21 protein-coding genes are annotated in these 17024 nt (G+C 35.9%); 13 read left to right on the top strand and 8 right to left on the bottom strand.

Annotated elements, in window-relative coordinates; genetic code table 11:
* Positions 1 to 132 precede the first annotated feature (132 nt).
* Entirely contained in the window at positions 133 to 774 is a 642-nt protein-coding gene (locus FLY87_RS01920; RefSeq protein ID WP_012545946.1) for an FmdE family protein, read from the top strand.
* On the top strand, positions 771 to 1514 hold the full coding sequence (locus FLY87_RS01915) for a sulfite exporter TauE/SafE family protein (protein ID WP_012545035.1): 744 nt from the start codon (positions 771 to 773) through the stop codon (positions 1512 to 1514). The genes FLY87_RS01920 and FLY87_RS01915 overlap by 4 nt, the downstream gene beginning before the upstream one ends.
* A gap of 18 nt (positions 1515 to 1532) precedes the next feature.
* Here the strand turns inward: FLY87_RS01915 and FLY87_RS01910 are convergent, their stop codons facing one another.
* Positions 1533 to 2006, bottom strand: coding sequence for a Fur family transcriptional regulator (locus FLY87_RS01910; protein WP_012545679.1), 474 nt, complete (start codon positions 2004 to 2006; stop codon positions 1533 to 1535).
* A 660-nt stretch (positions 2007 to 2666) separates the two neighbouring features.
* Here FLY87_RS01910 and FLY87_RS01900 point away from each other — a divergent pair.
* The 11 genes from FLY87_RS01900 (at position 2667) to FLY87_RS01850 (ending at position 9156) form a co-directional block, all read left to right on the top strand.
* Positions 2667 to 2975, top strand: a complete 309-nt coding sequence (locus FLY87_RS01900) for a DUF5320 domain-containing protein (RefSeq protein ID WP_141266175.1) — start codon at positions 2667 to 2669, stop codon at positions 2973 to 2975.
* 43 nt (positions 2976 to 3018) lie between these two features.
* Positions 3019 to 3396 (top strand): CGGC domain-containing protein, encoded by a 378-nt coding sequence (locus FLY87_RS01895; protein ID WP_141266174.1) that lies wholly within the window; start codon positions 3019 to 3021, stop codon positions 3394 to 3396.
* A 10-nt stretch (positions 3397 to 3406) separates the two neighbouring features.
* Positions 3407 to 3775 (top strand): NifB/NifX family molybdenum-iron cluster-binding protein, encoded by a 369-nt coding sequence (locus FLY87_RS01890; RefSeq protein WP_141266173.1) that lies wholly within the window; start codon positions 3407 to 3409, stop codon positions 3773 to 3775.
* A gap of 23 nt (positions 3776 to 3798) precedes the next feature.
* The gene (locus FLY87_RS01885; protein ID WP_141266172.1) at positions 3799 to 4101 is read left to right on the top strand and encodes a NifB/NifX family molybdenum-iron cluster-binding protein; all 303 of its coding nucleotides are present in this window, start codon (positions 3799 to 3801) and stop codon (positions 4099 to 4101) included.
* 293 nt (positions 4102 to 4394) lie between these two features.
* Positions 4395 to 5237 (top strand): Mrp/NBP35 family ATP-binding protein, encoded by an 843-nt coding sequence (locus FLY87_RS01880; protein ID WP_141266171.1) that lies wholly within the window; start codon positions 4395 to 4397, stop codon positions 5235 to 5237.
* A gap of 1 nt (position 5238) precedes the next feature.
* Entirely contained in the window at positions 5239 to 5970 is a 732-nt protein-coding gene (locus FLY87_RS01875) for an MBL fold metallo-hydrolase (protein WP_141266170.1), read from the top strand.
* Positions 5960 to 6610: a class I SAM-dependent methyltransferase gene (locus FLY87_RS01870; protein ID WP_141266203.1), complete on the top strand. Its 651-nt coding sequence runs from the start codon at positions 5960 to 5962 to the stop codon at positions 6608 to 6610. The genes FLY87_RS01875 and FLY87_RS01870 overlap by 11 nt, the downstream gene beginning before the upstream one ends.
* The gene (locus FLY87_RS01865; protein ID WP_028842339.1) at positions 6607 to 7437 is read left to right on the top strand and encodes an ATP-binding protein; all 831 of its coding nucleotides are present in this window, start codon (positions 6607 to 6609) and stop codon (positions 7435 to 7437) included. The genes FLY87_RS01870 and FLY87_RS01865 overlap by 4 nt, the downstream gene beginning before the upstream one ends.
* Positions 7434 to 8285: an ATP-binding protein gene (locus FLY87_RS01860; RefSeq protein ID WP_028842338.1), complete on the top strand. Its 852-nt coding sequence runs from the start codon at positions 7434 to 7436 to the stop codon at positions 8283 to 8285. Before FLY87_RS01865 ends, FLY87_RS01860 begins: the two co-directional genes overlap by 4 nt.
* A 167-nt stretch (positions 8286 to 8452) precedes the next feature.
* Complete coding sequence (locus FLY87_RS01855) at positions 8453 to 8767, top strand: type II toxin-antitoxin system RelE/ParE family toxin (protein WP_012545451.1); 315 nt, start codon at positions 8453 to 8455, stop codon at positions 8765 to 8767.
* The gene (locus tag FLY87_RS01850; RefSeq protein WP_012546378.1) at positions 8764 to 9156 is read left to right on the top strand and encodes a helix-turn-helix domain-containing protein; all 393 of its coding nucleotides are present in this window, start codon (positions 8764 to 8766) and stop codon (positions 9154 to 9156) included. Before FLY87_RS01855 ends, FLY87_RS01850 begins: the two co-directional genes overlap by 4 nt.
* Here the strand turns inward: FLY87_RS01850 and FLY87_RS01845 are convergent.
* The 7 genes from FLY87_RS01845 to nusB all read right to left on the bottom strand — a co-directional run bounded on the left by FLY87_RS01845 (position 9139) and on the right by nusB (position 17013).
* On the bottom strand, positions 9139 to 10467 hold the full coding sequence (locus FLY87_RS01845) for a Ni/Fe hydrogenase subunit alpha (RefSeq protein ID WP_028842337.1): 1329 nt from the start codon (positions 10465 to 10467) through the stop codon (positions 9139 to 9141). The genes FLY87_RS01850 and FLY87_RS01845 overlap by 18 nt on opposite strands.
* Positions 10468 to 10469: 2 nt before the next feature.
* A complete protein-coding gene (locus FLY87_RS01840; RefSeq protein ID WP_028842336.1) occupies positions 10470 to 11210 on the bottom strand; it encodes a cytochrome b in 741 nt (246 codons plus the stop codon).
* Complete coding sequence (locus FLY87_RS01835) at positions 11210 to 12046, bottom strand: FAD/NAD(P)-binding protein (protein ID WP_012546652.1); 837 nt, start codon at positions 12044 to 12046, stop codon at positions 11210 to 11212. Before FLY87_RS01835 ends, FLY87_RS01840 begins: the two co-directional genes overlap by 1 nt.
* Complete coding sequence (locus FLY87_RS01830; protein WP_028842334.1) at positions 12028 to 13095, bottom strand: 4Fe-4S dicluster domain-containing protein; 1068 nt, start codon at positions 13093 to 13095, stop codon at positions 12028 to 12030. The genes FLY87_RS01835 and FLY87_RS01830 overlap by 19 nt, the downstream gene beginning before the upstream one ends.
* Before the next feature lie 133 nt (positions 13096 to 13228).
* On the bottom strand, positions 13229 to 14812 hold the full coding sequence (locus FLY87_RS01825) for an FMN-binding glutamate synthase family protein (protein ID WP_141266169.1): 1584 nt from the start codon (positions 14810 to 14812) through the stop codon (positions 13229 to 13231).
* A 121-nt stretch (positions 14813 to 14933) separates the two neighbouring features.
* Complete coding sequence (locus FLY87_RS01820; RefSeq protein ID WP_012545483.1) at positions 14934 to 16193, bottom strand: helix-turn-helix domain-containing protein; 1260 nt, start codon at positions 16191 to 16193, stop codon at positions 14934 to 14936.
* Between the two features lie 364 nt (positions 16194 to 16557).
* Positions 16558 to 17013: a transcription antitermination factor NusB gene (gene nusB, locus FLY87_RS01815; RefSeq protein WP_012546543.1), complete on the bottom strand. Its 456-nt coding sequence runs from the start codon at positions 17011 to 17013 to the stop codon at positions 16558 to 16560.
* Positions 17014 to 17024 lie beyond the last annotated feature (11 nt).

Genomic DNA, 17024 nt, shown 5'->3' with positions numbered 1-17024 from the left:
ATCTGGAGATTCCTCGCCTGCGGCTCGGAATGACAGATGGAGGTAATTGAAAAATTTTAGGGCTTGTAATTTATTGAATTTCAATAGGTTACAAGTTTTGAACAGTCTCAAAAGTAAAATAGGAGGCATCAAATGATTGACAGAGAAACTTTAGACAAATTGTTTGGGTTTCATGGTCACAAATGCTGGGCTTCTGCATTAGGGTTCAGGGCTGGACAGATTGCTTTAGAAAACCTGGGAGTAAAGAGAGCAAATGTGAAGGAACTTTTTGTAATTCTTGAGACAGGATATAATCATGGTGCAGGATGTTTTGGAGATGGAGTTCAATTTGCAACAGGCTGCACTGCTGGTAAAGGAAATCTTATTAAAAAACCAAGAGGAAAACTTGCGTTTACATTGATAGACCCTAAGCAGGGTAAACAGATAAGGCTATGTTTTAACCCAAAAATAAGGGAAAAGATTGCAAATTCAACTTTTATGAAAAAAAGAGCAGCAGGGGTTCCTCCAACTGAGATTTCTGAGGAAGAAGTTATGGAAGTAATAAATCTGCTGCTTGAGTCTCCTATGGAAGAGGTGCTTTTAGTTGGAAAAGTGGAAGATTCATATTTTGAAACACCTACTGAAGTTATGGGAATGGGAGTTTGTGATATTTGTGGAGAGATGGTGGCAAGACCTTACCTAAGATTGATTGGAAAAGCACAAGCTTGTGAGGTTGTAGAACTTAAAAAAGTTTGCATTGACTGTTCAGGCTATGAGGAAGGTTTTGAAAAATGACTTATCTTTTAGCTTCTCTTATTACTTTTTTCTTTACAACTGTTCTTACAATAGCAGGGGTTGGAGCTGCTTTTATTCTTATTCCTGTGTTTGTTGCCTTAGGAATTCCTCTTCTTACAGCCATGTCAACAGCTTTATTGCTAAATAGCTTTGCTATGGCTGTTGCATCCTTTTATAATGCACGGGCAGGGCTGATTGTTTATAGAACAGCCTTGCCAATTTTAATAATTGCTTCCTTGCTTTCACCACTTGGTGCGATTACAGCAGAGCATCTTTCAAGAACATTTCTTTTATGGCTTTTTATTGGATTTCTTCTCTTTGCAGGTTCAATGATGTTATGGTATAAACCAAAAAAAAGAGAGATTTCAGACTCTAAAAAATTAATCAGTTATGGTGCGGGAGTTGGTGGATTTGCAGGCTTTATTGGTGGGCTTTTGGGGGTAGGTGGAGGTAATCTAATTGTTCCAGCACTTGTATGGCTTGGATTTGACCCTAAAAAAGCCTCTGCCACAACATCTTTTATTGTTATTTTTTCTTCTTTTGCAGGTTTCTTAGGACATATTTCTCTTGGCAATATTGACCACAATCTCTTAATAGTTTGTGCTATTGCTTCAGTTGCAGGAGCTGTATTGGGAAATTATCTTATGAGAAAAAAGCTTTCTGCGCCGCAGGTAAAAAAGGTTATTGGTATAGTGCTTTATATTATTGCTGCTAAAATGATATGGGATTTAATAAAGTAATGGAACTTTTTGTTTTTTTCAGTCCTTTTTCTCCATTAAACCCTTACATCTCTCACAAAGACCAAAAAACTGAATATCTGACCGTTCAATTGAAAATTTGAATTTTTCTGAAAGAGATTTTTTAAAATCTTTAAGAGGGTCTGCATCTTTATCAGCTTCTGTTTCATAATCAATTATTTTTCCACAGATTCTACAAATGAGGTGATAATGTTCAATACCTTCTTTGCCGGCAACGAATTCGTAGCGAGACCTTCCATCTTTAAAGTCAAATTTCCTTACTATTCCGAGCTCTGTTAAAAGTTCAAGTGTTCTATAAACCGTAGCAAGTCCTATTCCTGGAAGAAGCTTTTTTACTTCAAGAAAGATTTCTTCTGCGCTAAGATGTCCGCCTTTTGATGAAAGTATATCAATAACAGCTTGTCTTGTTTGTGTCCATTTTAATCCACATTCTTTAAATCTTCCTCTGCATCCCCATCCTTGTCCAAAAGGCATATTAAACTCCTTTAAAATTATGAGTAACGATTATTTAACAAATATTATAACCTACTCAATAAATTTTGACAAATTATAAAAATTTTAATATTTGTACAGTAATAAAGCCTAAAATTATTGACAGCTTGCATTTCAATTTTATAAAATTTTTTCAATGCAAGAAGATATTATTATTGTTGTAGGACTTGCAATGCTTTCCTTTGTTTCAGGTATGCTTGGGCTTGGTGTTGCTTTTTCAGAAATCCCTTTTAAATGAGGTCTTGTTTTCCAACAGAGAAGGTCTTGTTTTAGCCTATGAAAGACTAAGAAAAAGTCGCAATCCCTTTTAAATGAGGTCTTGTTTTTCAATAGTAGCCTTTGTAACTTGCTGATTTTTAAGGTTTTTTAGTGCCTTTTTCCGTAACCTCTCTCAGAGAGGGCTAAAATGCAAGTGAATACTTTCAAATTTTTACCACTTTTTAAAGTCTAAAACTTGTTAAAGATCGTTGATACTGTAGCGAAAGCTAATTTAGCTTCTAACCTCTCACGATATTGTAATTTTATACCACAATATATCCCTCTTCGTCAAAAGATATTTTATAACAATAATGAAAAATTTAGTTGACAATTGATAATGATTTTCATTAATATAAATTCAGAATAAATTTAGGGGGTGATAAAATGCCAGGATTTGACAGAACAGGACCTTTTGGGCAGGGTCCAATGACAGGTAGAGGAATGGGCTATTGTGGCGGTGCATCAAGATATATGAATTCTGCATCAGGTAGAAGGTTTGGATTTGGCAGAGGCTTTAGATGCTTAGGTGGATTTAGAAGAAGATTTAAGTGGTTCTGGAGAATGCCTTTTTTCGGGGGAGCCTCTTCCAGAGAGGAGGTGGAGTGGCTCAGAGAAGAGGCAGAAATTCTTAAAAAAGAACTTGAGGCTGTACAGAGGCGTCTAAGTGAGATTGAAAAGGAAAAAACTGAGTAAGCCGGAGGCTTTGCCTCCGGTTAATTTTAGGGAGGGATGTGTTATGAAAAAGATAGCAATTTTAGCCTGTAAGATGATTAGAGAGCAAAATTTGTGTCCTGCAGATGCAAAATGTTTAGTTGCTCTGTTGCGTAAGGAAGGAGAGTTTGAGCGATATAGAAATGATGATGTTTCAATTGTTGGTATTATGGATTGTGGAGGCTGTGAAGGTAATAAAACAAGGGCTATTTGTAGTCTCCTTCTTTTTAAAACCCAGCTGGCAGCACTAAAAGAGAACATTGATGTACTTCATATTGGCACATGTATGATAAAGTTCTGTCCAAGGAAAGATGATATTATTGCAGCAGTAAAGGAAAAAGCAGGAATAGAAATAGTAGAAGGAACGCATAAATACGCACCACCAACAATTTTTGGGAATTAGGAGGGTAAAGATGAGATTAGCAATAGCAACTGAAAATGGACATGTAGCTCAACATTTTGGAAGATGCCCTGGTTTTACAGTAGTGGAGATTAATGATGGAAAGGTTGTCCGTAAGGATTTTATTGAAAATCCTGGATATAAAGCACATCAACCTGGTGCTGTTCCTATGTTTTTAAGGAATCAGAATGTTGATTGTGTTATAGCTGGTGGAATGGGTCCAAATGCTGTGATGAACCTTCAGGCTTCAGGCATAAAAGTTATTGTAGGGATAACTGGAAGCATTGATGAAACAATTGAGAAATTTTTAAACGGCTCTCTCAAAGGTGGAGAAAGCCTTTGCGAGCATGGAGAACACGGGCATGAAGGTTGCAAACACTAAATTGAAAGGAGAAGAAAATTAAGATGAAGATATGTATTACATCCTCAGGTGAGAATTTGAATTCAGATATTGACCCAAGATTTGGGCGTTGCAATTTTTTTATTTTTTACGATACAGATACAAAACAATATGAGGCGGTAGAAAACTTCTGGAAAGAGGCAAGCGGAGGTGCAGGGATTCAGGCATCTCAATTTGTTATTCAGAAAGGCGTAAAAAAAGTTTTTACAGGCAGAGTTGGAGCAAGTGCCGAAATGGTTTTGAGGAAAGCTGGCATTGAAATTGTTGAAGCAAGCGGTAAAGTTGATGATATAATTAAAAATTGTTGAATATATAAATTTTTTAAAGACTGTTTAATTATTAAAGGTCATTCCGAGCACCCTCAATGGGTGCGAGGAATCTGACCTGGAGGGTCATCCTGAAGCGAAGCCGAAGGGTCGCCTCCTTAAATCAGAAAGAGGAGATTCCTCGCAGACCCTTCGCCGACGGCTCCGGGCTCGCTTCGCTTGGCTCGGAATGACAGACGGAGGTAATTGAAAAATTTTAGAGCTTGTAATTTATTGAATTTCAATAGGTTACAAGTTTTTGAACAGTCTCAATTTTTTAAAAGGAGGAAGACGTAATGGCAGAAGAAAAATCCTGTTCCTGTGAAACAGAAAAAGAACAGAGAAGAAGAGAATTAACACTTAAAGCAAATGTATCAGCAATTAAGAAGAAGATTCTTGTCCTTTCAGGCAAGGGTGGAGTTGGCAAAAGCACAGTGTCAACAAATCTTGCTACAGGACTTGCAAAGAAAGGATACCACGTAGGACTTCTTGATATTGATATTCATGGTCCTAATATTCCGAATATGCTTGGTCTACAAGGTCATTCTCCTTTAGTAACTGATATGGGGCTTTTCCCTTTAAAAGTTTTTGACAATTTGCAGGTAATTTCTATAGGCTTTTTTCTTGAAGAAAAAGACACACCTGTTGTATGGCGTGGTCCCCTAAAACACAGAATGATTGAGCAGTTTTTAAGTGATGTTCGCTGGGGTGAGCTTGACTATCTTGTTGTTGACTCCCCTCCTGGAACAGGAGATGAGATAATATCAATTGTTCAGTTGCTTGACAATGTTGATGGCGCAGTTATTGTTGCAACTCCTCAAGAGGTAGCTCTGGCTGATGTTCGTAGGAGTATAAAATTCTGTAAGGAAGCCTCTATTCCCATAATTGGCATTGTTGAGAATATGAGTGGTTTTGTATGTCCTCATTGTGGCAATACCGTTGAAATATTCAAAACAGGTGGTGCAGAAAAACTGGCTGAAGAATATAAAGTTCCATTTCTTGGCAAAATTCCCGTTGATCCTCAGATAGTCAAAGCAGGAGATGAGGGAAAACCGATGATGATTTATTTCCCTGAAACTAAACCTGCTCAAGCATTTGCCCAGGTAGTTGAAAAAATAACTGAAAAGCTAAAGGTTTAATATGCTTATTGATATCAGAATACTTTTTGATAACTATGAAGGCGAGTCTGGTTTTCGTTCAGGGTTTGGATATAGCTGTTTTATAAAAAAGGGTTATGGAGGCATTTTATTTGATACAGGAGCTGACAATGAGATTTTAATTCATAATCTCAATAAGGCAGAAATAAAGCCACAGATGATTACAAGAGTGGTTTTATCTCATTGTCATAAAGATCATACACAAGGATTGACAGGCATAGTTAATCTTAAAAAAGATTTCAACATTTATGCAGGTAAATCTTGTGCAGAAACCCTTTTAAATAGGGAAGAACTAAAAAATGTCAATCTTACCTTTGTAAATTCAGAGTGTGTAGAAATAATGAATGGCGTTTATCTTACAGGTGAACTCGGTGAAAACATTAAAGAAATATCTCTCCTTATGGATACAGGTGGAGGACTGGTTGTAATAACAGGCTGTGCTCATGCAGGATTAAAAGAAATTTTTAAAAAAGCTAAAGAGATAATTAATGATAAAATTTTTGCGCTGGTAGGAGGGCTTCATCTAAAAGATAAAAAAGAAGAAGAAATCCATGAGTTAATAGAGTTTCTAAAAAGTGAAGGAGTAAGGTATATAGCACCATCCCACTGTACAGGAGACCTTGCAAGAAGGCTCTTTAAAAAGGCTTTCCATTCAGGTTTTATTGAAGCAGGAGCAGGCAGTCGCATCTACATCGGAGGAAGTTGTGAGTATTGATGAGCCTTTTGAGAGTTATGCTACCCAGTATGATGCTTGGTATGACTCTGAAAGAGGGAAGATACTCTATGAAAATGAAAAGAAATGCCTTAAAAAACTCATTAATGACTGCAATGGTAAAGTTCTTGAAGTGGGAGTTGGCACTGGTAGATTTGCTGTGCTTGCTGAAGAGGCATTTGGAGTTGATGTGGCAGAAGCACCTCTTAGGATAGCAAAATTAAGGGGTATAAGAGTCATTAAGGCAAAGGCTGAAGAGCTGCCATTCAGAGACAAGGTATTTTCCTGCGTAATGCTTATTGTAACATTATGTTTTGTTAAAGACCCTCTGCTTGCTTTGAAAGAGGCAAAAAGAGTATTAAAAGAAGAGGGTAAAGTTATTATCGGAGATGTATTTTTAGATTCAGAATGGGGAAAGCTTTATGCGCAAAAAAAGAAAGAAGGACATCTCTTTTACAAGCTTGCAAACTTTTATAGTTTTGAAGATTTCAAAAAAATTGTTAGTTTAGCAGGATTAAAAATAAAAAGAGTTTTTGGAACTCTTAAAAAATCTCCCTTTGACGAGCCATCTCCTGAAGAGTCTGAGGCAATAGCTGATGACATAAGCTCTTACGGTTTTGTCTGTGTGGAGCTTACAAAATGATAATATCAGTAGCCAGCGGAAAAGGTGGAACAGGAAAAACAACGGTTGCTGTATCTTTGGCATTAAGTTTAGAAAATTCTCAGTTAATTGACTGCGATGTGGAAGAGCCAAATGTTCATATATTTTTAAATCCAGAGATACATAAAGAGATAGAAGTTACAACTGTTGTTCCTGAGGTTGACAAGGAAAAATGTAACTACTGTGGTTACTGTAGTGAGGTTTGTGCATACAATGCATTAAGTGTGATAAAACTTGAAGGAAGCGGAGATGTTCTCCTTTTCCCTCATCTCTGTCATGGATGTGAGGGTTGCATACTTCTGTGTCCCGAAAAGGCAATGAAGAAGGCTGAAAGGACTATTGGCAAAGTTAAAATAGGAGTAGCAGAGGAAGTTGAATTCATTGAGGGAAGGCTTAATTTATCAGAGGTTTTAGCTCCAAAGGTTATTGAAAAGGCAAAAAGTTTTACAAATCTGCGAAAAATTACAGTAATTGATGCTCCACCAGGTACTTCATGTCCAGCAGTAGCAGCTATAAGAGGTTCTGACTATTGCATGCTTGTTACAGAACCAACTCCCTTTGGGTTTCATGACCTTAAGATTGCCCATGAGGTAACAAAGGCTTTGGGAGTTAGGGCAGGAGTGATAATTAATAAAAGTGACGAAGATAGTTTAATTGAGGATTTTTGCAGCAAAAACAATATCCCCATTCTTCTAAAAATACCTTTTCAAAGGCAGATAGCTGAGGCTTACTCAAAGGGAATTCCACTAATTAAAGCTATGCCTGAGTATAAAGAAGCCTTTCGGGAAATGTTGAGGAAGATAAGATGAAACAAATTTTGATAATCAGCGGAAAAGGTGGAACAGGAAAGACATTTTTTACAGGATGCCTTGCCGTAGCAGTTAAAAACAAGGTGTTGGTTGACTGTGATGTTGATGCAGCAAACCTTCATCTTTTGCTGCATCCAGAAATAAAAGAAGCCTATGAATTCATAGGTGGAAAGCTCGCTCAAATAGACAAAACAAAATGCATAGAGTGTGGTCTATGCAGGGAAAACTGTAAATTCAATGCAATAGGCGAGGATTTTAAGGTTGATGAGCTTTCCTGTGAAGGTTGCACCATATGTAGTTATATATGTCCTCAAGAGGCTATTATTCTTAGAGATAGAGTTTCTGGGCGGTATTTTATCTCAGAGACAAAATATGGAACACTAATTCACGCAAGGCTTGGGATTGCTCAGGAAAACTCGGGAAAACTTGTTACAAAGCTTAGAGAAATTGCTAAGGATACTGCTGAGATAACGGGTTGCCAATACATAATAATTGATGGACCACCTGGAGTAGGCTGTCCAGTTATGGCTTCAATGACAGGAGTTGACCTTGTTGTTGCAGTTACCGAGCCAACCCTTTCAGGAATGCATGACTTAGGCAGGGTTATTGAACTTGCAAAACATTTTAAAATACCTTTAAAAGTCATAATAAACAAGTTTGACCTCAATCCTCAGATGAGTGAAAACATAGAGGAAGAATTAAATAAATTTGAAATTGAGTTAGCAGGCAGAATACCTTTTTCAGAGGAGATTCTTTATTCCGTAAAAAAAGGGTTTCCATTTCTTGAGTTTTCGCAGGGGAAATTATCTAAGGAAATAGAAAGTTTGATACAAAATATTTTTTCCTAAGTTTTTCTTAAATTTTTGCCCTACACCGAAGAATGCTTTAAAGGGTCTATTTATTTAAAAATTGCCAATTCATTGAAATCAAATTCCCATTTTGCTATTATATTTCAATCCTTTTCAGTAAGTATTGAAATTTTTTGTTGACAATATCTCAAAATTGAGATAAAATTATGAAAAAGAAAATAGAAATAGTTCTACATGAAAAAGTAGAAGAGTTTATATTAAATTTGCAGGAAAGAGACAGAAATAAAATTTTACAGATTTTATGTGTATTAGGAGAACGCAATTTAGAGGTTTCTTCAGAATGGTTAAAGAAAGTAACGGAGAATCTTTGGGAATTGAGGATAAGAAATTGTAGATTATTTTATTCAATTGAGGGTAACACGATGAAAATCTGGCATGGATTTATTAAGAAAACTATGAAAATTCCAAAGAGAGAAATTGAACTGGCTCTGGAAAGAATGAAAAAGGAGGAAATAAGGTGAGAAATTTAAAGGATATTCTAAAAGAGCAATTTAAGGATAAAAAATTCAAAGAGGATTTTTACAGAGGACTTGAAAAGACGAGGATTGCCACTGAAATTGCCTATTATAGAGAAAAAAGGGGGATCACTCAGGTTCAACTTGCCAAAATGCTTGGAACTTCTCAGTCTACAATAGCAAGGCTTGAAGACCCTTTTTATGATAATTACTCCCTTAATACCCTAAGAAAAATAGCAAAAGTCTTAGATTTAGAGCTTGTTGTATCTCTGAGAGAGAAAAACGAGAGGGTGCAAGAAGAGTTTTCTCAAAGAGCTGACAGGAATACTCAACAGAAAATTAATCGCAAAAGTAATAAGAAGAGAGGGGGTAAATCCTTAATCTCTATCCCCTAATTTAACTTCCACCATGTGCACTGAACAGGAAATGCAGGGGTCATAGGCACGAACAAGCATTTCAAGGGAAAGCCTTATTTCTTCAGGAGACTGATTAATTATTTCAGGGACAAGTTTTAGCATGTCAAGCTCTATGTTGTGGGTGTTCTGATTGGTTGGAATAACACAGTTTGCATTTCTGAATATACCTCTTTCATCACACTCATAATGATGAATCAGCAATCCTCTTGGAACTTCTACTGCACCAACGCCTTCTCCAGCCCTTTGAGGTAAAAAACCATGTTCATTGATATCTGGCACAACTACTTCGTCATGGTTGATGCCTTTTTGCCAGAGTGTTTCAATAATTCTTATAGCATCTTCAACACAGTGAACACACTCAACTATCTGGGCAACAGTGTTTAGATAGGGATTTATGCATTTTGGTTTAAGTCCTAAAGTTGCTGCAGCCTCTTTTGCTTTTGGATGAAGTTTCTCATAATTTAGATTAAATCTTGCAAGAGCACCTACTGCATAGGATTCTCTATGCCACTTTGTCCTTTTTGCTGAGGCATAGGGAACTATGAATTCATTTGTCACATTCTTATACTCATACTTGCTTACCCTGTATCCGTCTGTTGAGCCAATATCACCATAAAGAAGTGGATACTCGTCCTCATCATTGACTAATGCTACATATTCTGTATCTCTTTCAAATTCAGGGAATTTTAGCTGGCTGAATAACTCAACAGTTGCTTCCATATCTTTTTGAAGCTCCACAAGTCTCTTATGCATCTCTTCAAGGTCTGTCTCAGAAGGAAGTTTTGTAAATCCACCAACTACTGCTGAGATTGGATGAACATGTCTACCAACAAGTATATCACAAAGTTCATTACAGAGCCTCTTCATTCGAAGGGCACGTCTTACAACATCGGGATGAGACTTTATAAGAGGCACAAAACTTGGAACTCCCACAAGGTCTGGTGCAACAAGAAGATATATGTGAAGAATGTGACTGTCAAGTTCTTCATAATGAAGAAGTAACTTTCTTAGAAGTGTTGTTTGCTCAGTAGGTTTTATTCCCAATGCATCCTCCGCTGCTTGAATTGATGCTAAGGTATGACCGCAGGCACAAATTCCACATATTCTGCTTGTTATATGAGGTGCCTCATAGATGGAACGACCTCTCAGGAAAGCCTCAAAAAATCTGGGAGATTCAACAATTTCAAGTCTACAGATTTCCAGCTTTCCATCTTTAACCTCAACTACAATATTTCCATGTCCTTCAACTCTTGTAAGATAATTAACATTTATGTTTATATTCTTACTCACTGTTAATCTAACTCCTTACACTTGTTATACATTTCAATTTTCTTTATTAAGAAGTCTTCGGGTATGTTGTATTTCTTCAATACTTCTTTAAATCCTTCTGTGTTTGGATTTATTGTAAGGCCTCTACATCCATAGCAGATATTTCCATTATTAATGCACCAGGAATTGCATCCTGCCTTTGTTACAGGTCCCATACAGGTAAGTCCTCTGTCATACATACATACGTTTTCATTTAGTTTGCATTCAACACAGACGGGATACTCAGGCACATAATAAGGAATTCCCTGAAGAATGCATTTGAGCACTGAAATAAACTCTGGCTGATATATAGGGCAACCATTGATAAAGTAATCAACGGGTACAACCTGATGAACAGCTTTTGTTTGCAGTGTTGGGAAGAATTTATAGGACTCTCCGTAGACATATTTACCGACTTCTTCAAGGGGGAAGGAGTTTTTCATGCCGTTAACACCGCCAATTGTGGCGCAGGAGCCAAGAGCAACAAGGATTTTGCTGCGCTCTCTAATTTTTTTCACTCTCTCTACAGCATGTTCATCGGTAATACTTCCTTCCACAAAAGCAACATCAAACTTCCCATCCCACTTCTCTGACATTACTTCTCTGAACTCAACAACCTGAACAATATCAAGAACATCAAGCAGAGGTTCACCAATATTGGCGACCTGAAGCTGGCATCCTTCACAGCAGGCAAAATCAAAAAAAGCAACCTTTGGTTTACTCATTATAGTGCCTCTGCCATATCCATTATTTCTTTAAAGGTAAATACAGGACCATCCTTGCAGCAATAAAGATTCTGTATTTGACATCTACCGCATTTTCCCATACCGCATTTCATATGTCTTTCAAAGGACAGAAGAATTTGGTCTACCGGTAAACCCTTTGCTAAAAGCTCTTTTATGACAAATTTATACATTACAGGAGGTCCTACTACTGCTGCATAGGTTCTTAAGGGGTCAATATCAACGCCAGGAATAAGAGAGGTAATTAATCCTACATTTCCTTTCCAGTCTGGGTCTGCTCTGTCAACTGTGCAGGCAAAGTGTATATCAAGTCTTTTACCCCATTCTTCAATTTCATCTTCAAAAAGAAGTTCTCCGGGAGTTTTGCATCCAAAAAGTATATGGATTTCTCCGAAATCTCTGCGATTGTCAATGGCATAAAGTATTAATGAGCGCAAGGGTGCAAGACCTAATCCTCCAGCAATTATTAATAAATCATGCCCCTCTATAATTTTGATTGGGAATCCATTGCCATAAGGTCCTCTAACCCCAATAATGTCTCCTACATTTAATTTATGTAGTGAGTTTGTAACTTTACCTACAGCTCTTACACATATTTCAAAATAATGTCTATTTAAAGGAGAAGAACAAATAGAAACAGGAATTTCTCCTATTCCCATCAAAGAAACCATTATAAACTGTCCTGGCTCAAAATCAAGCCATGTGTGGTCTTCAAAGACTAATTTGAAAAGCTTTTCTTTATCTGTTAGAGGTTTTATATCTAAAATCTTTGCTTTTTTTAGATTATAAGGGGAATCTTTTATAACCACTTGCGCCATATTTTTGCCTCTGATTCTCTGATTAGTGAAGTTAAAACTTCTTTAAGATTAATTTTTGCCATGCATGTGCGGGAACATCTACCACAGCCTGTGCAGAAAACCATACCATAGCGGTCAATATGATACCTGAATTTTCTATAAAAACGATGTCTCTGTCTTGCTGAACGTTCTCTGCGAAAATCTATTCCACCTGCAACCTTTGCAAATGGATCAAGTTGGCAGGAAAACCAGATTCTGTATCTTTCGCCTGCTTTTAAACTTAAATCAACATCTTCTTTAATATCAAAGCAGTAACAGGTAGGACAAACAGCTGTGCAGTTGCCGCAACTTAGACACTTCTGTTCAAGTTCTTTCCATACTGATGCATTAAATGAACGATCAAATAAGTCTGGAAGATATCTTCTTTCTGTTGGAATTTCATTATTAAATTTTTTTAACTTTGTATTTCTCATATTTTTTAGTTCTTCAATCTGTTTTTCAGTAGCTTGTTTAAAAAATCCTGTTTTTTCAATAACATCCATTCCTTTAGAGGAATGAATATGCACTATAAAATAATCATTGAGTTCTGTGAACATCAAATCATATCCTGTGGTAGGTATGTGAGCACCTACAAATGAACAACTTGCATATTCATCGCAGTAATCATTACACTCAATTCCTATAATTGTTATATGTTTTTTTCTGATAAGATAGCCTGTGTCTTTGGGTTTATCTGAAAGAACCATATTAAGGCATTTTATTCCAGCTATATCACAGGTATGAACACCAAAAAGGATTAGGTTTTCATAATCTACAACAGGTTCAATTTGTAAATCTTTATTTATATCAAACTTCAATATCGTTTCTTTCTGTGGCATAAAATATTTTTTAGGTGGAATTATTGTTGGTATATATTTAAGACTTACACTGTTAGCAGATTTTATTTCTTGAAATACGTAATTTTTAAAACCTTTGTGAACAGGAGCAACTACTTTAGATATTGAGATAAGACTATTTATGAAATCGTTGATTTCTGCTTTTTCAATTACTTTATATTGTTCAATTTTCATAAATTAATGTCTCAAAATAAAAGATATGGCATTATACTTTTTTTAAAAATATTTTGTCAATATACGGCAAAAAACTGCCGTATAAAATTTTAATTTTGAAATGAAGGAGAGGCAGAACCTCTCCTTAAGAAGATTAGCTTAAAAGAATTTTCTGGGCTTCTTCCATATCAGCTTCCATTACATAAGGAATGCCTGTTACTTCAGAGGCTTCTTTTGTAAGTGCAACAATATCATTTCTATCAAGATATTCAATGGAGAATTTTCTTGCACCAGCCATAAGCTGTTTGAGTCCAAGAGTGAGTCTGTCAACGAATGTATACATTGCAATAGCACCCCATGGAAGCTTCTTGAAGGCTTTACCATACTTATTTTTAAGTACTTCCGTGGTAATAAATATTTCTTCTACAGAGTTTCCATATTTTGCTATATCAGCCGGAAGTTTGCCGTCTTCATACCATTTATGGATGTTCTTGCCAACAAAGGCTGGAATCATTAAAGCTCTTCCCATACAGACAGCTTTAAAGTAAGGTGCGCCGAGTGCCAATGCTTTAAAAATGTGGTCTTCAAGAGAGAATCCACCTGCAATTGCAAGGTCTGGCACATATTTTTTCTTTGCTGCAAGCTGTTTTGCAAAATTGTAGGCAATTGCCTGAAGATAAATGGTTGGAATGCCCCACTCATTCATCATTCTCCATGGACTCATGCCTGTTCCACCGCCAGCACCATCAATTGTAACAAGGTCAATTCCTGCATCAGAGGCGAATCTAAGAGCTCTTGCAAGGTCTGTGATTCTGTATGCACCTGTTTTTAAAGAAACAAACTTTGCACCAGCTTTTCTGTAATGTTTTACTGATTTTTCAAAACTTTCGTAGTCTACCATGCCAAGTCTTGAATGTCTTTCAAACTCTTTAAATTCACCAGCTTTGTAAGCTTTCTGCACAACCGGGTCTTCAGGATCTGGCAAGACTATATAGCCTCTTCTTTTAAGTTCAAGAGCTCTTTCAAGGCTTTTAAGTTTAACTTCTCCGCCTATATCTTTTGCTCCCTGCCCCCATTTAAGCTCAATGCATGTTACGCCAAGTTTGTCAATAGCATACTCAGCAGAGGCAAGACGAGTATCTTCAACATTTTGCTGGAGAATTATTTCACCATAACCATCATACCATTCTTTGAAGCATTTTACTCTTCTTTCAAGTTCAGGAGATTTTGTTATTTTACCGTTTTTGTCAAATTCAGCTTTAGGATCCATTCCAACAACATTCTCACCGATAACAACCATAATTCCTGAAATTGCAGCTCCTATTGCTAATCCTTCCCAATTGTCTTTTGCAATATCTGTTGAACCAAGAGCGCCTGTAAATATCGGTATTCGCATCTTAATTTTATAGTTTTTGCCAATTTCTCTTTCAATGTTAACAGCTGGAAATGTTGCTTTGTCAGGGTTAGGTTCAACGCCAACCGCACCAACACATGTTCCCTGAATATTGAGATGAGAATAATCAACAGGATACTTTTTGGTTGCTCCTGCTGTAACTTTTCCAAAAGGTCCGGGATAAACTACTTCTCTTCCTCTAAAAGAGGATTTTCCTACCTCACAAAAGCCAGGACATCCGTCAAGACATACTGCACAGATTCCTGAATAGGGTGCAGGGTCAGATACCCTGTTACGAGTTCCTGTTGCAGAACTTGCATTTGGTTGACCAGGATTTACGCTCATAATAAACCTCCTAAAGTAATAGTAAATTTTGATGAGATTAGTTTAGTATTACTAACTCATTTGGGCAAAAAAATATCCACGATAATTTTTGCCCATTTTAAAAAATTTTGAAAACGAATAATTATCTACTTATAACTAAAAGTTCTGCCTTATCACCTCCTTTATTCTGCCATTGTTCTGGCATGGATTTTTTAATATAAAAAAAGTCTCCTTCTTGGAGACTGTGAATAGAATTATTTATTCTCACAGAGACTTCTCCCTTTATTAAAAATACAATCTCAGGTTCTTTTTTTGTTAAAAAGTGTCCTTTGATAGAAGAATTTGGAGGTATCATAATAAGATAGGCTTGAAAATTTTCATCAGATAAAACTCTATAAATATCTGCAGAGGATATCTTCTGTGGAAGTTTTGCCAATATATCTTTTTTCTTAATGAGAAACTTCTCCTCAGTTTTAGTTTCATTTAATATCTCACTTGCTTTTACTCCAAGGGCATCACAAATCTGCATGAAAGATACAATAGATGGAGCAATTTGGTTATTTTCCATCTGGGAGATGAATCCTGGCGTGAGATTAACTTTTTCTGCGAGTTCCTTCTGACTTATGTTCCTTGAAATTCTTATTTCTCTTAACTTGTTACCAATATCTAAGACAAGTGTTTGTTCAGTTGCTTTAATATGTATTTCGTCGTTGTCAGTTACTTCATACATATGAGGTTTGAAGGCTTCACGATTTTTTCTTCTTGATAGTTTCAATGCTTTAAGGAAAAGACTGTCCTTACGTCTATATAGTTCCAGAACTACTTGAGTTATATGCCTGATATTTGCTTTAAATTTCTGACTGTGGGCATCTCTTTCTACGATCCAATAAGCTACGCTATCAAGATCAAAAAGTCTTGGACACATATATGTAAAAAAGCTATAGGTTAGACTTTCATCTTTAATAAGATTCTGCATTCCTGTAAGACTATCAAAAATATAAGCTGTAGGAGAGGATATCTTGCTTTCAACCATAGTTATTGCATTTGTAAGCTCATCAAGATTGGATGGATTTGAAAGTTTAACAATATGAATTTTCTTGCTTAGTTCTTCATAATTTCTTAAAAAAGTAGCATCATTTTTCCCTTTTCCTGAGGTAAAACTGTCTATTATATGGAATTTTTCATTTATACAGTTGCCAAATTCTTTTAAAAGAGTGGGAACTGATTTGTTAAAACTAATATATACAATATCGTTTGATTCCGCACAAGCAGCTTCAATAAACTTCTTAATAAAGATTTCATAGGAAGTTCCTGCATCAACTTCCCATACAACATTATCACCAGAATAGATATAATCAATAAGATTATCTAATCCACTTATGCCAGAAGATAGTTTTTCCACGGTAAACGGTTGCCTCTTAGAATTAAATTTTAGTAATACTAAATTTTTTTGTCAAGTTTTCGTTTTATTGAGGCTGTTTAATAAGTAAAGTCCATCCATAGGAGTTTCAATGACCCAGAGGAATCTGACCCGAAGGGGCATCTTTTTCCTTTGTCATTCCGATCACCCTCAATGGGTGAGAGGAATCTCTGGACTTAAAGGGTGACTATAGAAAGGAGAAGATTCCTCACTTCGTTCGGAATGAGAAAGTAAAACAAATTAAGCAAAGCATGAAATATTCACAACTGTTTGAAATACAAAAGATGAGTTTTATGACTGTAGTAAGGCAAACTATATTTAAAATATAAGCTTTTAAGAACTTCTGCTATTTTTCAGCAGACTTATTATGGCAAATTTCTTCTTTTGCAATTCTGTCAAGAATCCCATTAATAAAGGCAGCACTTTCTTTTGTGGAGTATTTTTTCGCTATTTCTACTGCTTCATTTATTGTTACCTGATAAGGAATATCTTGACGATATAGTATTTCATAAATTGAAAATCTTAGAATATTTTTGTCAATTGTTATCATCCTTTCTATATTCCATTTATCAGCATACTTTTGAATAATTTTATCAATAATATCAATATGCTCAATTGTCCCTTCTATCAACTGATTTGCAAATGATTTTATATCAGAGTTTTGTTCTTCATAATTTCTTTCCCAGAATTTTTCAATTTCTTCTTGTAAAAAATTATAATTACATATTTTTTGGGTATTTTCATTCATTTCACAAGCATATAAAAATTGTAAAACATATTCTCTTGCTTTTCTTCTTTTCATTGGTTATTTAT

It is taken from the genome of Thermodesulfovibrio sp. Kuro-1 (assembly GCF_006538445.1).
Classification (GTDB): Bacteria; Nitrospirota; Thermodesulfovibrionia; order Thermodesulfovibrionales; family Thermodesulfovibrionaceae; genus Thermodesulfovibrio; species Thermodesulfovibrio yellowstonii.
Note: the sequence above shows the minus strand (reverse complement) of the source record. Positions and strands in the feature narration are given on the sequence as shown.